The organism is Microcoleus sp. PH2017_05_CCC_O_A (assembly GCF_020738785.1).
Classification (GTDB): domain Bacteria; phylum Cyanobacteriota; class Cyanobacteriia; order Cyanobacteriales; family Microcoleaceae; genus Microcoleus.
The window spans coordinates 1-20,967 of the sequence record NZ_JAEQCB010000060.1 but is presented as its reverse complement, the minus strand read 5'-3'; the positions used below and the strand labels follow the sequence as shown (position 1 = coordinate 20,967).

The 20,967-nt window shown below is 45.1% G+C and carries 16 protein-coding genes; 12 read left to right on the top strand and 4 right to left on the bottom strand.

The annotated features are described in order from the left end of the window. The first annotated feature begins 151 nt into the window (after window positions 1-151). Window positions 152-3,592, top strand: coding sequence for a response regulator (locus tag JGK20_RS15330; protein WP_293231147.1), 3,441 nt, complete (start codon window positions 152-154; stop codon window positions 3,590-3,592). Between the two features lie 232 nt (window positions 3,593-3,824). Continuing rightward, window positions 3,825-6,134, top strand: coding sequence for a DNA phosphorothioation-associated putative methyltransferase (locus JGK20_RS15325; RefSeq protein ID WP_293231144.1), 2,310 nt, complete (start codon window positions 3,825-3,827; stop codon window positions 6,132-6,134). 300 nt (window positions 6,135-6,434) lie between these two features. Here JGK20_RS15325 and JGK20_RS15320 read toward each other — a convergent pair whose 3' ends face one another. Continuing rightward, window positions 6,435-7,181 (bottom strand): calcium-binding protein, encoded by a 747-nt coding sequence (locus tag JGK20_RS15320; RefSeq protein ID WP_293186488.1) that lies wholly within the window; start codon window positions 7,179-7,181, stop codon window positions 6,435-6,437. Window positions 7,182-7,407: 226 nt separating this feature from the next. On the opposite strand from JGK20_RS15320, the gene JGK20_RS15315 reads away from it, so the two are divergent. From JGK20_RS15315 to JGK20_RS15280, 8 genes are all read left to right on the top strand, one after another. Continuing rightward, window positions 7,408-7,704 carry a BrnT family toxin gene (locus JGK20_RS15315; RefSeq protein WP_293186486.1) on the top strand — a complete coding sequence of 99 codons (297 nt, stop codon included), beginning with the start codon at window positions 7,408-7,410 and terminating at the stop codon, window positions 7,702-7,704. After that, on the top strand, window positions 7,694-7,987 hold the full coding sequence (locus JGK20_RS15310; protein ID WP_293231142.1) for a hypothetical protein: 294 nt from the start codon (window positions 7,694-7,696) through the stop codon (window positions 7,985-7,987). Before JGK20_RS15315 ends, JGK20_RS15310 begins: the two co-directional genes overlap by 11 nt. 41 nt (window positions 7,988-8,028) lie before the next feature. Continuing rightward, window positions 8,029-8,469, top strand: a complete 441-nt coding sequence (locus JGK20_RS15305; RefSeq protein ID WP_293186482.1) for a transglutaminase family protein — start codon at window positions 8,029-8,031, stop codon at window positions 8,467-8,469. Between the two features lie 405 nt (window positions 8,470-8,874). Further along, window positions 8,875-9,648: a DUF2314 domain-containing protein gene (locus JGK20_RS15300; RefSeq protein WP_293231139.1), complete on the top strand. Its 774-nt coding sequence runs from the start codon at window positions 8,875-8,877 to the stop codon at window positions 9,646-9,648. A 25-nt stretch (window positions 9,649-9,673) separates the two neighbouring features. Next, entirely contained in the window at window positions 9,674-10,219 is a 546-nt protein-coding gene (locus JGK20_RS15295) for a hypothetical protein (RefSeq protein ID WP_293231136.1), read from the top strand. A gap of 33 nt (window positions 10,220-10,252) precedes the next feature. Further along, the gene (locus tag JGK20_RS15290) at window positions 10,253-10,702 is read left to right on the top strand and encodes a DMT family transporter (RefSeq protein ID WP_293231133.1); all 450 of its coding nucleotides are present in this window, start codon (window positions 10,253-10,255) and stop codon (window positions 10,700-10,702) included. Window positions 10,703-11,302: 600 nt separating this feature from the next. Beyond that, a complete protein-coding gene (locus JGK20_RS15285) occupies window positions 11,303-12,259 on the top strand; it encodes a hypothetical protein (RefSeq protein WP_293231130.1) in 957 nt (318 codons plus the stop codon). Window positions 12,260-12,506: 247 nt separating this feature from the next. After that, window positions 12,507-12,821, top strand: a complete 315-nt coding sequence (locus JGK20_RS15280) for a GNAT family N-acetyltransferase (protein WP_293211389.1) — start codon at window positions 12,507-12,509, stop codon at window positions 12,819-12,821. 43 nt (window positions 12,822-12,864) lie between these two features. On the opposite strand, the gene JGK20_RS15275 is transcribed toward JGK20_RS15280, so the two are convergent. From JGK20_RS15275 to JGK20_RS15265, 3 genes are all read right to left on the bottom strand, one after another. Beyond that, window positions 12,865-14,037 carry a TRC40/GET3/ArsA family transport-energizing ATPase gene (locus JGK20_RS15275; RefSeq protein ID WP_293186475.1) on the bottom strand — a complete coding sequence of 391 codons (1,173 nt, stop codon included), beginning with the start codon at window positions 14,035-14,037 and terminating at the stop codon, window positions 12,865-12,867. A 411-nt stretch (window positions 14,038-14,448) separates the two neighbouring features. Continuing rightward, the gene (locus JGK20_RS15270) at window positions 14,449-17,670 is read right to left on the bottom strand and encodes an efflux RND transporter permease subunit (protein ID WP_293205856.1); all 3,222 of its coding nucleotides are present in this window, start codon (window positions 17,668-17,670) and stop codon (window positions 14,449-14,451) included. Window positions 17,671-18,217: 547 nt separating this feature from the next. After that, a complete protein-coding gene (locus JGK20_RS15265; RefSeq protein WP_293186349.1) occupies window positions 18,218-18,814 on the bottom strand; it encodes a thioredoxin family protein in 597 nt (198 codons plus the stop codon). A 177-nt stretch (window positions 18,815-18,991) separates the two neighbouring features. On the opposite strand from JGK20_RS15265, the gene JGK20_RS15260 reads away from it, so the two are divergent. After that, on the top strand, window positions 18,992-19,396 hold the full coding sequence (locus JGK20_RS15260; protein WP_293149705.1) for an NIL domain-containing protein: 405 nt from the start codon (window positions 18,992-18,994) through the stop codon (window positions 19,394-19,396). Window positions 19,397-19,597: 201 nt separating this feature from the next. Then, window positions 19,598-20,041, top strand: a complete 444-nt coding sequence (locus JGK20_RS15255) for a hypothetical protein (protein ID WP_293186347.1) — start codon at window positions 19,598-19,600, stop codon at window positions 20,039-20,041. The last annotated feature ends 926 nt before the right edge of the window (window positions 20,042-20,967 follow it).

Here is a 20,967-nt window from a genome sequence, read left to right as displayed (position 1 = left end):
GAGGTATGCCTGCGTGCCCTATGCCCTATGCCCTATGCCCTATGCCCTATGCCCAATCGTCCGCGAATCTTTCTGAGAAAGGCTATACCTTTGTTTTAGATACTTTTGGGATGCCGCAGTTTTTTTCAGATTAATTCACAATTCGGTTGTTATGGACAAACTTATCAAAATTCTGATAGTTGATGACGATGAAGTCGATCGCATGGCGGTCAAACGCTCGCTCAAGTCTGCTCGGGTTTCGGTAGAAGTTACTGAAGCCGAAGACTGCGCCGATGCTCTGGCAAAACTATCGGTGAGGAAAAGTTCTAGTATAGCAGCGGCGAAACTCTCGCATCCAGATAAATCTCAAAAGTTAAGCGAGGTTGAGGAAACCGAAAATTCGCTGCTATTAAATCAGATATTTGACTGCAAATTTGACTGCGTATTCCTAGACTACCGCTTGCCAGACGGAGACGGACTGAGTTTGGTAAAAAATGTACGGGAAGCTGGGCTGAAAGTTCCCTTAATTGTACTTACCGGGCAAGGCGACGAACAAATTGCTGTGGAATTGATGAAGGCGGGAGCTTCTGATTATATCGCTAAAGGCAAAATGTCTGCTGAGAGTTTGTCGCGCAGTTTGCAGAATGCCCTTCGCGTTTACCGCGCCGAATCTCAGGCGTTTCATGCCAGTCAACAACTTAAGGAAAGCGAGGAAAGGTACAGGTTAGTTTTAGAGGGAGTGAACGACGGAATTTGGGATTGGGATTTAAGTAAAAATGAGGTTTATTGGAACGATCGCCTTTTGGAAATTATCGGTTTGGCGCGATCTCAATTTGGCAGCACGATGGATGCTCTCTACAGCCGCCTGCACCCCGATGACAAGGACGGCATCGTCCGGGCGATCGCAGCTCATCTAGAACAAGCGATCGACTACAATGTAGAATTCCGGCTGCTGCACTCCTCAGGAGCTTACCGCTACTGCACTTCCCAGGGCAAAGCCCAGCGAAATTCCCAAGGAAAAGCGCTGCGGATGGCCGGCATGATTAGCGATATTACCGATCGCAAACAAGCCGAAGACGCGCTAGAAAGAGAACGGCAGCAACTGAAACAAATTATTACCTGCGTGCCGGTAGCAATGGCGATGTTCGATACCCAAATGCGCTATTTAGCTAACTCTCACCAATGGCTGACTCAATTTAATTTTGAGTGGCAGTCCCTGACAAATCTCAGTCATTACGAATTGTTTCCAGATACGCCAAACCGCTGGAAAATGATGTATCAAGAAGTGTTAAAGGGTGAGGTAGTTTCTGTGAGCGAAGATGCTTGGGAACGAGCAGACGGCTCTGTTATATACCTGCGCTGGGCAGCTCACCCTTGGTACAATCCCGACGGCCAAGTGGGGGGAATGGTAATGGTAGCCGACAAGATTAATGAGTTGGTGGAAGCGCGGGAAACTGCCCTAGAAGCGAGCCGGGTAAAGTCGCAGTTTTTGGCGAATATGAGTCACGAAATTCGCACTCCGATGAATGGCGTTTTGGGCATGGCTCAATTGCTGCTGCGCGCTCCTCTGGAACCAAAACAGCGGGAGTCGGCTCAGACTATTTTCCGCAGTGCCGAACATTTGCTGAGCGTGATTAATGATATCCTCGATTTTTCTAAGATAGAAGCCGGAGAAATGCGGCTGGAAAAGGCAGATTTTGATTTGGATAGCTGCCTGGAATCGGTGATAGAAATGGTGGCACCTTTGGCTGAGGAAAAAAGTCTTGAATTGGATTTTTTAATTGACAGTGCGGTGCCTAAAAAGTTGGTGGGCGACTCGGGCAGGTTGAAGCAAATATTGCTCAATTTGACGGTAAATGCGATCAAATTTACCGATCGCGGCCAAGTCTTAGTTCACGTGACGGTGAAACGGAGCAACCGATTTGCAGACGGCAGACAAGGAGAAAATTTGCTATTTTCGGTGCGCGATACTGGCATTGGAATTTCGCCGGAAGGGCAGACAAAACTGTTCCAATCTTTTTCTCAGGTAGACGCTTCTCCAACTAGGGCTTACGGAGGCACGGGTTTGGGTTTGGCTATTTGCAAGCAGTTAGTCGAAATGATGGGAGGTGCCATTGGGATTCGCAGTTTTCTCGGCAACGGTTCGACATTTTGGTTTGCTGTACCTTTGGAAAAACAGTTGCAAGTTGAGCCTCAGACTGCCGAACTTGCTCTTAAGAAGCTGTTAGTAGTCTCGGGAAGCGCTTTGAAGAGGGCGGCGGTGCGATCGCTCGCTCAAAGGTGGGGCGCCCGCTGCTACGAAGCAGAAAGCGCTGCTGCTGCTTTGACTTGGTTGAAAAATGCCAATAGCAGCATTTCTGGGCATTCAGAGGAAGGCGAAAAAAGCTGCGATGCGGTGCTGGTGGACTTGCAAATGCCGGATTTGGATGCTGAGGAATTTGCCCGGAAAGTGCGATCGACCTCGACATTTGCCTCGTTAATCGCCATGACTGCTTTGCGGGAACAGCGAAAAGCTGAAGCACTTTGCTGTCATGGTTTTAGCGGCTATTTAATCGAGCCGGTGCGGCCTTCCCGCTTGCTTGAAGCTTTGCTGGCATCGGTTAAGGGAACGGGAGAGTTTGACAGCTTGGAGGCTGCTAATACTTGCAAATTACTAGGAGTCAATTCTCGATATGTTACTCCCTATTCACCCTCATCTCTGAGAATATTGCTGGCGGAAGACCACCCGATCAATCAACAAGTTATTGTCGAACAGTTGACAGCTTTAGGCTATCATGCTGACTGCGCCTCCAACGGTCAAGAAGCGCTGGACTTGCTGGCACAAAAAAGCTATAATTTGGTGTTGATGGACTGTCAAATGCCAATACTTGACGGTTATGAAACGACAAAAAAGTTAAGGGAGCGAGAAAAGGGCGATCGGCATACTTTTGTGATTGCTTTAACGGCTCACGCTATGCCGGGAGAACGAGAAAAGTGTCTGGCGGCGGGGATGGATGATTATCTCAGCAAACCTGTAGATTTAGATACTTTGGCCGTGGCGCTGAAAAAATATGAATCCCAAAATGTTGAGTTTAAAAATAAGTATGGAGTTAAAAGTATTAATTTGGTACAAAATCCTCAATTAGAAACAAATTATCCAGAAGTTTTGGAAGCAGCAATGCCTGTGGCTGTGCCGGCACCAAGGGCGATTCCCTGCGGGATAGCTTCGCTTCACGAACTGCAAGCTTGGGAACACGCAGACTGCGACGGACTGTTCGACCAAAGCAGATTGCAGCAACTCGGACAGGTTAATGTCAAATTGCCCGAGCGACTCTTGCAAGCATTTGTGGGAAATGCACAAGCTGATGTGGCTGCTGCCAAAATAGCCGCAGAAGCTAAAGATTGGTCAACTGTGGAATATCAAGCTCACCGTCTCAAGGGAACTTCTGCAAATGTGGGAGTTGCTCAGATGTCGGATTTAGCAGCACAATTGGAGCATCAGGCGCGAGGCTTTCAATCTCAACCGCCAGCTTCGGGATTGTCAACTATTGAGAGGGTTGAAAGCATATTAGCGAGTTTGTCCAGTCATTTAGCCAGAGTTCAAGAGTTTGTGGAAACTCGAATGTTTGGTTAATATTTAAGTTGTTAGATACGTCGGCAATTATAGTCGGCGATTAAAATCGCACGCCAAACAAACGATGTCCGCGACTCGACTTCGCTCGCCGAACACCTCGGCTGACTCAAGAAAACAAGGTAATTTTAACCGCACGGTCTAATTATCTTCAACCCGCGCACCATCCGGGTTTTGTCTGTATAGACGCGGTTTCAACCGCCCAGTCTTTAAGAAAAAATCGATGAGTTAACCTATGACTTACGATACCGATACAAACCCTGTTTCACATAGCGAACCATTAGAAAATAATGGAGAAATTCTAACGCCTTTGATGGCTTTTGCTCGGGAAGTTTTATTACATGAAAACAATCCTCTTGCTGGGGAAAGTTATGTAAATGCTGTGCCATGTGCGCCCGAAGAAATCAATGAATTTTCTGTTGATAATCTGGTGGCCAAAATAGCTCGGTGCTGTCGGGAAAGCAAAATAGGCAAAAAATTACCAACGGCTTTTTACGTTCACGTTTCGGCATTGTCAGCACTCAATCCTGTCTTGGTAATTTACGAAAATTGTGCCAGACGCCATCTCGAAAATATTGATGAAGCAACTTTAGTTAAGTTTTCCCTCAATCAACCTAAAATATCTTATCTTTTTTACCCCGATTTCGATACAGACGCTCACCCTGCTTTACAAACCAGCATCCAAATTAATCTGGAAACAGCGGAAGTTAAATATTTCGATTACAGCAACAGTGAAAATCCCCCGGTTTTGCACCGCAAAGAAACTTTTGTGACACCGGATTATCCCAATTACGAGAAGTTTGCTCGACTGACTCGCTGCGAGGAAGGATGGGGACTGCTGGACAATACAAGCGCGATCGGCACTCGCGATGGTTGGCTTAAATATTTGGGATATTGCGGTGTTGAAATCCACGATCATGCTGTTGTCGAGCGTTTGAAACAGGAGAATAGCGAGTTATCAATTCCCAAGATTGAGCGGCACAAAGCTGCGATGGTACGCAACTCTATTTCTAAACCTGTGCGTCTAGTTTTGGAATCTGATTTGTTTGTTGATGGAATGACTTTTTTTGATTACGGCTGTGGCTACGGTGGCGATGTTAAATATATTGCCCAAGAGGGTTATGTTGCTGCGGGTTGGGACCCATACTATCAGCCGGATACTCCGCAAATTGGTGCGGATATTGTGAATATTGGTTATGTAATTAATGTGATTGAATCTTTGGCGGAACGCCGAGAATCTTTGCTAAATGCTTGGGAATTAACTAAGAATTTATTGGTGGTGGCGGCTCAGGTTTTGATTGATGATGGCGATAGAGGTCAAATTGCTTACGGGGATGGGGTGATCACTTCTCGCAATACTTTTCAGAAGTATTACGAGCAGGAAGAGTTGAAGGTTTATATCGATCAAGTTTTGAATGTTGATGCGATTCCTGTGGCTTTGGGAATCTATTTTGTGTTTCGGGATGCGGCGGAGGGTGAGGGTTTTCGGGCTTCTCGGTTTCGATCGCGCTTATCGACTCCCAGAGTGCGATCGCAAGTCAAGCGCTTTGAGGATTACGAGGAAATGCTGGCTCCTTTGATGGCGTTTGTGAGCGATCGCGGCCGCCTCCCGGTGAAGGGCGAATTAGCCGAAGAAGCGCCAATCAAGGAAGAATTTCACAGTTTTAACCGCGCTTGGCGGGTGATTTTGCAAGCAACGGATGCGGATGATTGGGAGACTATCGCCGACAAGCGCCGCCAGGATTTGCTAGTATATCTCGCTCTCAACGGTTTAGGCGATCGCCCTCCGATGCGGCGGCTTCCGGCTCAAATCCGCAATGACATCAAGGGTTTGTTTGACAGTTATCACAGAGCTTGCACTTTGGCAGATTTAATGCTATATAGCCTGAGCAAACCGGATATTGTGGCGGACTGTTGCGAGGATAGTGCGATCGGCTACAAACAACACGGTTCCCTTTCGGTTCACGTCTCTGCATTAGAAGAACTAGACCCTTTATTGCGACTCTACGAAGGCTGTGCCAACCGGACAATCGGCAGACTTGACGGCGCGACAATCATCAAATTTTATGCTAATAAACCGAAAATTTCCTATTTATTTTATCCCGATTTTGATACCGATCCACATCCAGTTCTTCACACTTCCATGCACATCAATTTGCGCGGTCTTTCTGTCGGCTATCAAGACTATTCTAATTTGTCTAATCCGCCAATTTTAGTTAAAAAAGAAGCTTTTGTATCATCTAGTTATCCGCATTATCAGAAGTTTGCGAAGCTCAGTCGCCAAGAGGAAAAGTTGGGAATTTTTGATAAGTCCGGTGGATTTAAGGAGCGGGAATTGCTGAACTGTTTGGAGGAAAGTTGCGTCAAAATCAAGGGTCATCGCTTGTTTTGGCGATCGGATTCCGACCCAGAAAAATTGAAAATGCTGCAAACAACTGCGTCGGAACGTCATCAGCAAAAGATTGAGGTTAATGCGGGAAAGAGTGAAGGAACCGCAGAGGACACAGAGAGCACAGAGGATGGAAAAGAAGAGGGAGAGGAATAGGAATAGTCATGGAAACGGAGTATGATTTTAGTCGAAATGAGGAGACGGCTTGGCCTTAGTCCCTACAATTAATCACGGTAGGGACTAAGGCCAAGCCGTCTCCTCTTATCATTCCGGTGTAACCGGAATTGATATGACATCGGTGCAACCGGAATTGATATGACATCGGTGCAGAGATTCAAGAATATGCCGCAAACAACCCGGTTTCCGATCAAAACCCTACATCAAATCAAGAGATATTGACGAAACCGGGTTGTTTATCCCAGCGGATAAGTTCCTAAGTAGATGAGCAACCAAGTCCTAAATACTGATGAAATTTTCTGCTGTCAGGCTGGCTGGTGTAATTTGAGATTGTCCTGTTTGTAGATTATTCACACGAGCGATCGTCCGCCCCGTTGATCTGAGTGTAATCAGTAGATCGCGATCATTGTTAATAGCGATTGCTCCTGACCACGGAGCAAACTGTCTGTCAAGTAAATCATTATTTGCCCGATTATTAGCAACCTCTCTTGGTATAGTTGAGATTTGTAGGTCGTTGAACGATAAACCACCGCCAAGAGCAATCTTGTCTTCACCGAGAACGAAGTCAAATAAGTGATCGAAAGAGTTGGTAGCTAGCTCATTTTGAACCACAAAGGTGTCTCGTCCGGGGCCACCTGTCAAAATGTCAAACCCCCCATCACCAGACAAGAAATCGTCTCCATCACCTCCAGAGATCCGATCGTTGTCTCGTCCGCCAAACATTCGATCGTCACCTCGATCGCCCGTCAGATCGTCTGTGCCAAGATTGCCGAAAATCAAGTCGTTATCCAATCCCCCGGAGAGCTCATCTCCATCTTGGCCACCATAGATCGTATCGGAACCTGCCCCGCCCCGTAGCGTGTCACGGCCAAGATTCCCGAACAGCTCATCATTGCCACCAAAGCCATTGATGAAGTCATTGCCACCGAGGCCAAAGGTGCGACGACCATTATCAGTGTCAGTGATAACATCATCACTATCCGTACCCTGTGCATTGGGGTCAGCAGAAATGTTGATCCGAGCCATTATTTCTCAATTGTTTAAGGTTGAACGGATACATCCTAACCGATTCGGTGGACGAACCAAGACATCTGTACGATCCCAGGAATCGCCAATGCCGATCGTGGTTCAAGTCTTTGAAGGAGGCAACGTAGAACTCCGCAAAGTAAATATGGTCTAAGAAATCACTGCACCAGACCGTACTATGATAACGTATTGACATTGTAAATACATTTTACCTATACTAAGGAGTATGAATGTATACTTCATGCTCAATGGCATTACCTTTGTATGGGATGACGGAAAAGCGCGGATTAATCCCCTAAATCATGATGGGATTACTTTTCAACAAGCTGCTGAATCCTTCTTTGACCCATTTCTAGTTGTCGTTGATGCCAGCCGCAATGACGAAGCGCGTGATGCTGTGATTGGGCTAGATAGTCGGTGGAATCTACTGTATGTGGTTCACATTGAGCGTGAAGAGAATGTCATTCGGATTATTTCAGCACGTAAAGCAACTCGTCAGGAGAGGGCAGAGTATGAAAGTTGAAGCATTAAAGCAGCGATTAAACCGCAACCGTCCAATGACTAGCGTGACTATCCGTATGCCCGAAGATGTTGTGGAAGACCTGAAGAAAGTTGCACCATTGTTAGGTTTTTCGGGTTATCAGCCATTAATTCGTGCTTATATTGGTCAAGGTTTGCGCGTTGATTTAGAACGATTTGAGAGCGAGACAGTGACAGCCCTAGTCGCAAGTTTGAAGCGTCGAGGTGTCAGTGATGCAGTGATTGATGAGGCATTAAAGGAAGTCCTTCGTGCTAAATCCTGTTAATAGAGTAATAGTCATGGAAATGGAAGAATACTTAAAAGTGAGTGAGTGAATTTATTGATTGGCAACATCCCAAAATTATGGAATGTGCTAAACAAATCGCATCGGGACATGAGACACCAACGGCGATCGCAAAAGCGTGTTTTGAGTGGGTGCGAGATGAAATTCGTCACAGTTATGACTATCAAATGAGTCCTGTTACCTGTCGAGCTTCCGATGTTCTTCAGCACAAAACAGGTTATTGTTATGCGAAAAGTCACTTGTTAGCAGCGTTACTAAGAGCAAATGACATTCCGGCCGGTCTTTGTTACCAGCGGTTGAGTATTGACGATCGAGGTGCGCCTTACTGTTTGCACGGTTTCAATGCTATCCATTTACCTGAAGTTGGCTGGTATCGGGTTGATGCCAGAGGTAATAAAGAAGGAGTCAACGCTCAATTCACTCCACCTCAGGAACAGTTAGCGTTTAAGATTCAGTTTCCATAAGAGGCGGATTTTCCAGCCATATTCTCAAAGCCACTTCAAGTCGTTATAGAAGCATTACAAGGACAGAATAAATGGGATGATATGCCTCGCAATCTCCCAGACATTTCGTTGGAGTCTGCGAAGAGTTATGGTTTGTGGTGATATAAGCTGTTACGCATTTAAATCACTAACGAGGCCTGTAGGGTGCGTCAGCTCGATCGCTTATTAAGCAAGGGAAACGCTGCGGGCTGACGCACCCTACAATACTGTCGATCTCGTTTGTGCAAAGTGTTCAAACTCAACAGGAGAACTGGCTGAGTTATCTGGATAGTGAGATTGTTAGTGCGATCGGATATACTGAATCAAGTTTGAAAAATTAACTACGATCGCCTTTCATTCCAAAAACAATCAACTACGGAGTGGTAAATGAGTCAAAATATTTATCGATTTGAGGGTGATGACCCAGATATAAATCTTGCTAGCAAGAAGGCACGCGAATCATTTAAATATTTTTGGCGTGAGTTGTCATGGGAAAGGCGGCGAATAATTCCTGGGCTTGATATAAGTGCAGTAAAACTTGGATTTCCGACTGGAAAGATGACAGATTCTGCACCATCAGTTGAACATATGTGGATAGAGAATGTTAACTTTGATGGTCTGAAAGTTAGTGGAGATTTATTGAACGATCCGAGATGGATAGATGGAATTGGATCGGGCGACTCGATCGTGATGGGCTTCAATGATATTGATGATTGGATATATTCTATTAATGGGATAGTTTATGGTGCATATACTGTTAATGCAATACGCCTTAAAATGAATAGCGATCAAAGGCGTGTACATGATGATGCCTGGGGTTTGGAATTCGGCGATCCGAGAGAAATCCAAATTGTTCCTGATAGCTATTTAAATAAAGAGTCAAGAAATAAGGATGAATATGAAATCGGCGAACATCCCATGAGTGAGAATATGACAGTGAAATTTGATTGTGAATTCAGTGGAAATTCTGAGATTGTCCATCAAATTGATGAAAATGGCTGGACTATGCTGCAATATGAGGCATTGGCTGGCAACTTAACTCCTGTTAAATTATTACTAAAATATGGAGCCGATAAGATGATTAAGAATCCGGATGGGTTTACAGCGATTGATTTGGCAGAAGTCATGAAATGGGATCAAATTGCTGATGTTCTAAGATGATTTGTTCCTTAACAACTAAACCGGAATGATGCTGACACACTACCACCACAAAGATGATGCTCCTTTTCAAACCTTGTCTTCTTTAGCTGACGAAGACGCCTTGAGCGTGATTTCAAACCTGCGCGATCGGGCGGGGTCGGTTTATCAAAGATTTAGAGATCCTGAGAAATACTTGAAGCAACGGCGAGAAGCTGAACATTGGGTCAGGCAAGCATTCATCAGCAAGGGAGGGCGACCCATCTCAGCCTATCCTCACTATTTTGTAGTTGAAATAGCAGTGTGGATTGAAGAAGGATATAACGGGCAGAGTCGTGCGGTTCAGTTTCCAGTCTCAGCTTTTCAGTCCGAACAGGTCAGCTTCACCTATCCCGACAGTATGATTAGTTATTGGTTGCAGAGCCAAACTGACCAAGTTTTCTATCGTCCTGAGTATCACGGTCAAGTGTTCGTGCTGAGTGAAATTTGCGAGATGATAGATGCGTTTGGTATTCCAAGTGAGGAGTGGCGAATAGAAGCAGCACGAAGATATGATCTGTTCATTGAGGCTCAGGTGTGGACAAATATTCCATAGTCGTTGGTTGCAGCAGCACAATAATTCTATATCATGTTTACTCGAATCGTCCTCTTTCTTCTGGTTGCGATCGGCGGAGCGGGACTCACAATCCAGATGGCTTGGAATGCGCGTTTGCGATCGTCAACCGGCTCTCCGGTTCTCACTACAATGATCTCAGTATTCGTAACTCTGCTTTCACTCGCTTTAGTGTGGGCCAGCGGAGCGACTAATCGGCGCTCCATTCCCGCATTCAATTCTCTTCCACAATGGGCCTGGTTCGGTGGGGTTTTTGCAGCATACTATCTTGTTGCATCATTGATCGCAATCCCGAAATTAGGTGTGGCGGTGGTTTTTTCATTGGTGATTGCCGGACAGATGATTGCGGCACTTGTCTTGGATTCTACTGGCGCATTTGGTGTTACCCAGATTTCTCTCAGCGTGTCTCGCATCTTAGGAACTGCATTATTGCTGATTGGAGTAATCCTGATTCAAAAACAGTGAGAATGCCTAATTTAGACGCACTAAGGAATGAGAATTAAATAACTTATAATTTGATGATTATTGTGGGATGGGCCAGAAGAACCCGTCCAGAAAGAACGGGCTCTCCCGCCCATCCCACAAACTTGTGTAAATTATTTAATTTGCGATCCTCAGCGTGGGTGTGACGATTAATCCATCACCTAATAGATTGCGATCGGCGCTGACTTGATGTTGCTTGCTAGCGATCGAGCGGACTAATCACTCCCTACGACTAATGCTTGACCCGCACTCGATCGCGTGCAGGTCTAAATAATAATGCCCGAAATTTTCCACATAACACCACGATTTGGGTGATTGGGCAGAAACTTTCGGTCTAATCAGATAAAATAGGGATTTTAGGCATAAACTTTCGGCTTTTGAACCCATATAGGGTGTTTAGCCAGAAACTTGACAATCAGCCTAAACGGCCTGTAATATTAGATATACCAATCCTAAATGATTTGCTGGCATTATACGCTAGTAAAACGCTTACACTGCAAAGGTTCTGGCATCCATCAATTTTTCGACTGATTTAGGGCTGCTATAGTTAGGTTTTATCTGTTTTGAGGAAGGATTATAACTATGTCTGATTACCAAATTGAGAATGTTGTCCTTGGATTTGCAACTAATCTAAATCCAGAGAGACTAGAGGTATTTGCAAAAACTCTTCGTAGCGTCTATGCTCCTCAAGTATGCGACTTAGTCATCTGCACGAATAATGTTAACAATCAGCTTTGTGAAATTTCCAAAGAGTATTCGGTAACATTTTCATACACTCCAAATACCTATTCCTTTAGTGTAAATAAGTTCTCGAAGCTTCTAAATAGAAGCATACTCTACCCAACAAAATGGCTGGCACTATCAACTCAAAATATACCGTCATTAAGAATTATATTTTACGAAATGTACGTTCAACTATTGAAGCTATGGCATCATCCTCATTTTGTCCGGTGGTTCACTTACAGAGACTTCCTAAAAACGAATCCACAGTATAAGAAAGTCTTTATGTCAGATGTAAAAGATGTAGCTTTTCAGTCACCCTTTTTTGATGAGGTAGATTCCTCAGAATTACACTTTTTTAAGCAGGATGTCCAATATGGAGGTGACGATTACTGGGATACAAAGTGGTATGGCGATAGCTACGGTTCCAAGGCTTTGCAAAAGGTGGTAGGCAAACCAGCTATTTGCATTGGCACAATTATGGGAAGCTTCAAGGGAGTCGATGCTTTCCTTGAAGTTCTATGTGCAGAAATTTTGAAAACTCCCTTTATTGGTATCGAGCAATCAGTCTTTAATCATCTTTTCTATACTGATGGGTTTAATAATATTCCGTTTGAAGTTCATGAAAATGCCGTAGGCCCTGTACTAACAATTGCTGGCGAATCCTTGAATCGCTTTAAAGTTTGTCCTGATGGAGTATTCACTGTAGATGGGAAGTTGGCTTCGGTCATACATATGTATGACCGACATCAAGAAACTTTCGATTACTTCTCTAGACTATTGGGATACGAAATCAAACAGGAAGGTCTAGCGAAATGATCGAACTTATTCTCTGTATAAGGGTATAATTTTTGTGTTGATGCGCGATCGAGGTATTCTGGAAGCCTTGACCACTGATAGACACTTTGACCAAGAGGGTTTTACTCGTCTGTTGCGATCGGCAGACTAACACTAATACACGCAGAAACTCTCTTTGGTCGCGAACAACCAGCGGTTGGGTACTTCGCTTTCATCATGGTACACCATTTCAACCATGAATGAAGACTGATATCGCGATCGCACCACAATGATGAATTCAATTGCCTATCGACCTCCGCAGCTTGGGGACGAACAAGAAATTAGTGCTTGTATGTGGGCTTCTGCGGATCTATGGGAGCTCACAGATGGAACACCAGAAAGCGTTGCCGAATGGAAAAAGATTTCTGACCTAGAAGAATTAAGAGCAAGAATCTTTAGTAGCGAGAAAAAGTTAGTCGCTACATGGAATGGGATAGTTGTTGGTTTTATTGCATTTCGGAGAGGGAATCATCTGTCGTTGTTGTTCGTCCGCAGAGAATTTGCTGGGCAAGGAATCGGTAGAGAACTATTCAACAGAGCTTAGGCAGGCAAACTATTTATATTGTGCCTGCGTAAGTCCTGTTAAATTAAGCAAACTTAATCTTCAAATAATCATCCTCCATCTTCGCCCCGGAAGGTTGCAGTGCAGCTAAAGCTTGCGGCAATACCATATTGCGGCGGTGATTCCCAATCCGAACATTCAACTCATCACCAGTTTTGCTCAACTGAATCTGATCCTTAGCAATTCCCGGCAAATACAGTTCTAGAACATATTGATTGTTGTCCTGCACAATCCTAATCGTATTTTCTGTGTAATAAACTTTGCTAGGATCTTCGTCTTTGTAAAGCGTTTCTTTCAAGCGTTCCAAGGCTGGCAAACCGCACATTTCTTCGGAATAAAGCGGCACTTCTTTCACTGGTAGCGGCCGGAAGTTCTCGTGAATTTCCTGCTTGTACTGCTGCTGGTTTTCTTTCCAGCGCTTGAAAAAGGGATCGGTTACTTCTTCGGGAATAATCCGATTTGCTACGATTAAATCTGTGGCAACATTGTACAAACTCAAATAAGCGTGGGCGCGCAAAGACTCTTTAATTACCATTTTTTCGGGATTAGTAATTAACCTGACCGAAGTCACAGTATTGTCAGTTAAAATCTTTTCCAGAGCCTCGATTTGCTCATAAAATTCATAAGGTGCATCCATCACCTCTTTGTTCGGCAAAGAAAAGCCCGCAATTGGTCTAAAAATTGGTTCAACTAAAGGTCTGAGGGCGGCTGATATGCCTTGCAATGGCTTGTAAAATTTTCTCATGTACCAGCCTCCAACTTCTGGCAAACTCAAGAGCCGCAATGCTGTGCCGGTGGGAGCAGAATCGATAATTAAAACATCATATATTCCCTCGTCGTAATGCCGTTTCATCCGCACCAAACCGAATATTTCGTCCATTCCCGGCAAAATGGCTAGTTCTTCAGCTTGTACGCCATCAAGTCCCTGGGCTCTCAAAACTTCACTAATGTAGCGTTTTACTGCTCCCCAGTTGCCTTCTAATTCTCTGAGGGCGTCCAATTCTGCTCCCCACAAATTGGGTTTTACGAGTCGGGCGTCATGTCCGAGTTCCATGTCGAAGCTGTCGGCCAAGGAGTGGGCGGGATCTGTGCTCAGCACTAGGGTTTTGTATCCCAATTCGGCGCATCGCAGCCCTGTAGCAGCGGCTACGGAGGTTTTCCCGACGCCGCCTTTTCCGGTCATTAAGATTAAGCGCATTGATTCTTAAGCTCGCCTGCAAGTTCTGTTTACTTTTTTATTGTAACGGAATGTAACTTTATGAGACTGAGGCTACAAAATATCAGTCTGTGGGGTGCTGGTGGGGCGTCGGCTGGGGTGGCTGGGGTGTCCCTTAAAGGCTTGAAATATGATGGGGGGCGATGATAAATCTTGTGAAGGGCGATCGCGCTTAACATCAAATGCTGTATTGGTATTGTTGCTAAGTTTCCCAGTCCGACAGGGGTTTTCAACCCCTGTCTCATAGCAAAAGTCCTCTGGAAGAGAACTAAAATCATCGCACTTTCCCTCAATATCTACAGTCGGTTAAAAACCGACTGTAGATATTGAGGCAGGGGTTTAAACCCCTGCCGGACTGCGGTAAAGCGCGTATTTGCTGGCACTAAATTATCATCAATTCGTAGTTTTCCCCCCCGCCTTCTGCACGGGAACAGCAACCGCTTGCGGTTTCTTCTTCGCCCCAAACATCCCAAAGAAATCGTGCAGCAAAATATAAAAACACGGAATAATAAACAGCGTCAGCAGCGTCGCCAGCGACAAACCCGAAAACACCACAACCCCCAAAGGTTGCAGAAACTCCGAACCTTCTCCAATTCCCAAAGCGAGGGGAAACAAACCCAAAACTGTGGTAATAGTTGTCATCAAAATCGGACGCAAACGTTGAGGTGCCGCCCTGACAATTGCTGTCGCGCGATCGACCTTTTCGTCTTCCCGAATTTGGTTGGCTAATTCTACCATAATAATGCCGTTATTCACGATAATTCCTACGAGCAAAATTGCCCCGATCATCACCGTCGCCCCGATCGCAGTTTTGGTCACGTACAGCCCGAAAACACCCCCAGCCAACGCCAGCGGCACTGTCAGCAAAATCACCAGCGGATCGACTAGAGAATTGTACTGTACCGCCATCGCGACAAACACTAAAAAAGTCGCCAATCCGCCCAAAAGTTTCAGAGAAGTTTGCAATTGCTGGTTGGTTTCCGCAGCCGAACTCGGCACAATTGTAACTCCTGGCGGCAGCTTTATTTCTGATAAAACTGCATCGACTTGTTTGACAGCATCGCCCAAACTTGCACCGCGATTTAAGTTTCCCACAACTAAGAAAACTTGCCGCTGGTTGAGACGCTGAATTTCTCCCGGCGCTTGGCCGATCGCAATTTTTGCCACATCGCTCAAACGGACGATGCTATTATTGCCAGATAACGGAATTTGTCCGAGTTGGGCGATCGATTTGACAGAAGTGCGATCGAACTGCACGCGCACGTCTACCAAACGGTTTCCCCGCTGCACTTGAGTCGGAACAGAACCTTCAATTGCTGTTTGAACCGTCTCCCCAATGTCTCGGGCGCTGAGTCCGTACAAAGAAGCTCTTTCCCAGTCAGGACGGATTTGCACTTCCGACTGCGGCGCGTCTCCATCCGGCCGAAACCGCGCTAATTTTACCTTTTCATCCAATTCTTTTAATATCTTACGGCCTGCTTCTTGCAATGATTTTTCGGTTGGGCCCTGAAGTATGACATCAATTTCGCCGCCCCTGACTGGGGAATTCGTTAACACTAAACCCCTGATTCCCTCTGGGACTAAGCGCAGGCGAGTGCCTTTTGGAACGTCTATTTTCCTTAATTCCTCAGTCATTCTTTCCGTAAAGGCGATCGTATTTGTGCCTTTTTTCAGCGTAATCGTGCTGCTTCCCCGGAGCAAATTCTCGATCGTATTGTTGCCGAACAGCAGCCCTCCGGCTGTGGTTAAAGTATACTCGGTTTCTGGCTGTGCGAGCAGCAGTTTATCGGCGGCTGCAACTACTTTTTGATTGGTTTCCAAGTTAGTACCGGGAGGAAACAAAGCAAATAATCGGGCTTGGCTGGTATTGATTCTTGGCAATATTTCCTGGGGAATTTGACTTGCCATCACCCAAGTTCCGCAGCCTAAAATTATAAAAGCCAGTGGAATGATAATTAAGCGCAAACCCAGCACTTTTGACAGCACCGCACCGTAAGCCCGCGTGCCGTTTTCAAAGCCGCGGTTGAAATGTTTTATCGGCCCGAATTGACTGACGCCGCTAGAATAAGACATTCCCATCAAGCGAGAAGTCAGCATCGGTACTACAGTTACAGCTACTAGCAAAGATGCTGCTACTGCAAAGCAAATTGTCAAAATTAATTCGCTAAATAGCAGGGAAAAGAAGCCGCCAATCAGCAAAAATGGCAGCACCGATACTAAGTTCGCCGCCGTGGAAGCAACCATTGCTGATTCTACTTCTTGACTTCGCATTACCGACTCTTCTATTGTGAGTTCTTTGCGATTTTTGATTTTGCCTTTTTTGAGGTCGGGGTTGCTGTTTAAACCGACTACAATATTTTCTAAAATAACTACGCTGGTGTCAATTGCCTGACCGATTCCCAAGGCTAAACCGCCCAAACTAAACAAGTTCAGCGACAAGCCGAACAGCCGCATTAAAATAATCGCAGCTAAAGTACACAGGGGAATAGTCAGAGAGATAATCAGCGTTTGTCTGAGGGAACCTAAAAAGAACAAAACGGCGATCGCAGCCAAGACGGCCCCGGAAATTCCCGCATTCGCTACATCGGCTAAGGAATTGCGGATAAAGCGGGATTCGTCTAAGGTAGTAACTACTTTCATGTCTGCCGAAATCAAGCCCGCTTTCTGCATTTCTTTGAGGCGATTTTTTACGCCGTCTACAACAGTAATTGTGTTGGCGTCCGGCTGTTTCAAAATGCTGATTTTAACGGCGGGTTTTTGATTGAGAAAAACTTTGACTCGCTGTTCTTCTGTGCCGTCGTTGACTTTGGCAAAATCGCGCAGGTAAACTCGTTTTGGCGGGTTGGAACCGGATATTTGAAAGGAAAGGTTGTTGATTTCGGCGGCTGTTTTAAATCGACCGATTGTGCGAGTCAGCGGTTCGTTGGATTCTTGGCGCAGTCGGCCGCCGGAAGTGTCTAAATTGCGATCGCGCAAAGCACTAAAAACATCGTTAAGATTAACTCCTAAACTTTGCAGCCGGTTCAGGTCAATATTAACTTGAATTTCTTCTTGAACGCCGCCGGAAACGTCAACGGAAGCTACTCCGGGAATTACATTAATTTCCCTGGCTAATTCGTCATCGGCGAATACTCGCAAATCTACGCCTTGGCGCGAGTCTGAAGTCAGCGCAAATTCGTAAACCGGCTGTTGGGAAGGGTCAAATTTAAATAGAGTGGGGGATGCAACGGTATCGGGAAGTCGGTTGCGAATGCGGTTGACGGAGGCTGTGGCGTCGTTGAGGGCTTGGTTGATATCTCCGCCGGGTTTGAAGAATAAATCGACGCTGACTTGTCCTTCGCGGGTGCGGGAAAACACTTGCGTGACTCCTTCTGTGGCGGAAAGTCCTTGTTCGAGGGGGCGGGTAATTTCGTCAACTGCGACTTCTGGGGAGACTCCCGGTGCGTCTAGGCGCACGCTGATGCGGGGATAGGTGATGGAGGGTAGCAAGTCAACGGGCAGTTGGGTGATGTAGAAAATGCCCACTACGACGATCGCCAATGTCAGCATTATAGTGCCGATGTGGCGGCGGATTGAGATGCTGCTAATGCTGAATCCGGGTTTGTCGGCTGTCATGCGATTTTAGATTAGAGATTTTAGATTAGACTATTGGGGATTATTCGATTTTAGATTGAAAAGTTTAGGGTCTCACTCAGCCTGCGAAGGCATGAATCGGGGGATTGCGACCAACTTCTTTTCGATCGCATTTTATTGTTGATTGGGAGCGATCGACTATTTACACTCCACTTTTTGCAATTATAATAAAATTCAATAAAATGTAAATAAAGTTTTTTTGAATATTCCTTTAGAGGTAGTCGCCCTCAACCGAAATTGACATAAGTTGCGATCGGCTGTTGAATTTCTGTAAGTTATCGCAAATAGGAACAGGCAAGATGCCTGTTCCACAAGAATGTTTATTGATTGTGGAACAAGCATCTTGCATTATCACAAATAGGGGAGCATCTCAGTTTTGCAAGAAGCATTTTTTATCGTAGTGCTGTCCCCGCACAGCAAAGCTTGTACAAGCTTTGCTGTGCGGGGACAGCACTGTAAATGCAAAACTGAGATGCTCCCACAAATAGCAACAGGCAAGATGCCTGTTCCCTCTTCCTTCTTCCTTAATTTACTGTACTTGACTGCCGTGGGCGCGCGGGTCTGAACTGCTTGTTTTTACAGGGCCTGTGGCGGGAGTAAAATCAGAAACTTGACCGGAAGATTGCGAGTGCGGTATTGGTTTTCCTGCAATTAAAGCCTCTAAATTATCTTCCATAATACTGCGCGGTGTTTCGCCGATCGTTTCAGCAACGCTGCTGCCTTTATTATTCAAATAGACAAAGTGTGGAATGCCATCTACTCGATATTTGGTGATTTCTGGCAGCCATTTGTCATTGTCTACATTTAGCATGACAAAATTCATTGGTTCGGCATATTTCTGTTTGATGGCGCTTAAGTCCTTAGCCATTGCTTGACAGCTACCGCACCAATCAGCGTAAAATTCCATGAGTGTTGGCTTGCCGTTTGTTAAGGCTGTTGCTATCGGTGCGGAGGCTTTTGCCATTTCGGTGAGACTGCTTGATGGCGTTTGAGTTCGCACTCCTAAGAAGAGGGATACTGAAAGGGCGATCGCTGCTAATACGATCAATAAGTTTCTGACGCGCGCGGCGGCATTTATTTCGGAATCTGCGGGTGCAGGAGTTGAGTTGGGCGAATTAAGACTCATAAAATAAATTGGGATCTTATTTCTATGTTTTTATTTTTAATAAACACTTTAAATTATACCACATTTTGAGATAATCAGACCAATCTCATCAAAAAATTGGCTGAGGCCAGTAATTAGAGCAAGTGCGCTAAAACAATAAGATAAGAAAGATTGTGTTTGTAAATTACCGAGGTAACAGTGAAAAAACGGGTAACGCTGACGTTTCCACAACGATCGATCCAAATGCCTGTCACCTATCGACTGGCCAAGGATTTTAATGTTGCAGCCAACATTATCCGCGCTCAGGTGGCTCCGAATCAAGTGGGCAAACTGGTGCTAGAGTTATCAGGGGACATTGACCAACTAGAAGCGGCGATCGACTGGATGCGATCGCAAAATATCGGCGTTTCCCTAGCCAGCAGGGAAATACTCATCGACGAAGATACCTGCGTTCACTGCGGCTTGTGCACGGGGGTTTGCCCGACAGAAGCCTTGACCCTTGACCCAGAAAGCTTTAAACTAACGTTTGCTCGATCGCGCTGTATCGTCTGCGAGCAGTGCATCCCTACTTGTCCGGTGCAAGCTATTTCTACTAACCTCTAAGCCCGCACACAAATTTATCGGGTCAGCCGATTTTAGATTTTAGATTGAATAATTTTAGATTTACTCGTAGCGCCGTGAATCTGGAAGTTTAAGCATGAGTCTAAAATTTTGGAATCGACCATTATGAGTGCCGGCAAGCAAATAACCGTTTTTGGGCGGGGTCATCTTTATGTTGCTTGGTTCCCCTAATTTGTATATCGAATGAAACTAAATTCTTGGTTTTCCTTAACTCTACTTTTTGTTACTTATTTCATTTTTGGCTGGAAATTATCTGAATTTGATATTCCCCCGCACCTGACTTGGTTTTTCGCCGTGGCTGCTGTTTTAGTGTTAGCTATCGCGTTGTCATTCCCGCTGAAGGAGATAAAAAGATGGCTCATGCGCTGGTTTTCGAGTGATAGTGGGGCTTTTATTTCGATTATTGTAGGAGCTTTTTTGGCAGTTATAGTTGTTACCTGGATGCACCTTTTTGTGACGGTTTTAGTCTTGACTTCAGCCGGAGCTTTGGCAAGACTAGATATTCAAATGTTTGGGCACCAAAGATGGCGGACTTTTGCGATATTAGCTACTATTTCTTTAACTGGTTTGGGGGTGGGCGGAGCGATCGAGTTTTTGTCAAGAACAGGCAGGCTAGTATTACCTTAATGAGGAACGGGCAATTCACCCAACCAAATTCTACAACTCGCAACGGATATTTAGCGCAAAACTATGCGATCGCTCATCAATAAATACATATCGTTTTTTTCAATACCCACCGCCCCCGACTAAGGTCTTCGGGCCTTAATTCTAGCAGTTTTCAAATTTCATGAGGTAGAGCTTCCCAATTACCAATTACCAATTCCCAATTCCCCATTACCAATTAATGAACCTGGAGTGCAACTGAAAACCACTATGGCAATATCAATCTGTAGCGACTGTTGTTCAAAATCTTATTCCCAAGATCCGTAACTCCGGCAGCCAAAAACTAAATCCCAATAAAAAAGCAGCTTTAGGGAGCTGCTCGTCAGAATGCATGAGGTATTGTTTTTAGAATAGGACAGGTTGAATTCGATCGATCTTGGGTTACATTTTTTGATACGAGAGCATTGATGAGTGAATGGACGATCGCAAAATCGTCACACAGGAGGATAACATCAATGCTAATTTTTCCGACAATGAGGTTAGCGTTTAACTGTCCTTGCGCCCTACAGCCCTTCAGCGGTGGGGCCATTTTATTTTTAGAGAGAACTCAATAGCCGACTTTAACGCATCAGACGAGTCTGCCATTAGTTTTTGCACAAAAGCTCCATCGCTTAATCCTCACACTTAATAAAACTTACGCGCCACATTTATTCAAACCCGGTTGATTCCCAAATATTCGGTGGTAAAACCGACACACTCACCCAGAAATCAGTATTTTTACGGAATTCACAAGTCATCAAAAATCGGCTATTTTCCCAGAAACCCGCTTTATGACTGTCTCAATTGATATCAGAGGCCTCCACAAAAAGAATGATCCAATAGCTATGTGGGTTTAGCGAAAATTTCCACAAACCATTTGTGAAGATTGGGCAGACGATTTATCTGGGTTT

Excerpts from the sequence above, each read along its gene's own strand:
- JGK20_RS15285 (WP_293231130.1), top strand. The coding sequence starts at position 11,303 with ATGTCTGATTACCAAATTGAGAATGTTGTCCTTGGATTTGCAACTAAT.
- JGK20_RS15320 (WP_293186488.1), bottom strand. The coding sequence starts at position 7,181 with ATGGCTCGGATCAACATTTCTGCTGACCCCAATGCACAGGGTACGGAT.
- JGK20_RS15330 (WP_293231147.1), top strand. The coding sequence starts at position 152 with ATGGACAAACTTATCAAAATTCTGATAGTTGATGACGATGAAGTCGAT.
- JGK20_RS15310 (WP_293231142.1), top strand. The coding sequence starts at position 7,694 with ATGAAAGTTGAAGCATTAAAGCAGCGATTAAACCGCAACCGTCCAATG.
- JGK20_RS15270 (WP_293205856.1), bottom strand. The coding sequence starts at position 17,670 with ATGACAGCCGACAAACCCGGATTCAGCATTAGCAGCATCTCAATCCGC.
- JGK20_RS15275 (WP_293186475.1), bottom strand. The coding sequence starts at position 14,037 with ATGCGCTTAATCTTAATGACCGGAAAAGGCGGCGTCGGGAAAACCTCC.
- JGK20_RS15290 (WP_293231133.1), top strand. The coding sequence starts at position 10,253 with ATGTTTACTCGAATCGTCCTCTTTCTTCTGGTTGCGATCGGCGGAGCG.
- JGK20_RS15300 (WP_293231139.1), top strand. The coding sequence starts at position 8,875 with ATGAGTCAAAATATTTATCGATTTGAGGGTGATGACCCAGATATAAAT.
- JGK20_RS15295 (WP_293231136.1), top strand. The coding sequence starts at position 9,674 with ATGATGCTGACACACTACCACCACAAAGATGATGCTCCTTTTCAAACC.
- JGK20_RS15325 (WP_293231144.1), top strand. The coding sequence starts at position 3,825 with ATGACTTACGATACCGATACAAACCCTGTTTCACATAGCGAACCATTA.
- JGK20_RS15255 (WP_293186347.1), top strand. The coding sequence starts at position 19,598 with ATGAAACTAAATTCTTGGTTTTCCTTAACTCTACTTTTTGTTACTTAT.
- JGK20_RS15280 (WP_293211389.1), top strand. The coding sequence starts at position 12,507 with ATGATGAATTCAATTGCCTATCGACCTCCGCAGCTTGGGGACGAACAA.
- JGK20_RS15315 (WP_293186486.1), top strand. The coding sequence starts at position 7,408 with ATGAATGTATACTTCATGCTCAATGGCATTACCTTTGTATGGGATGAC.
- JGK20_RS15265 (WP_293186349.1), bottom strand. The coding sequence starts at position 18,814 with ATGAGTCTTAATTCGCCCAACTCAACTCCTGCACCCGCAGATTCCGAA.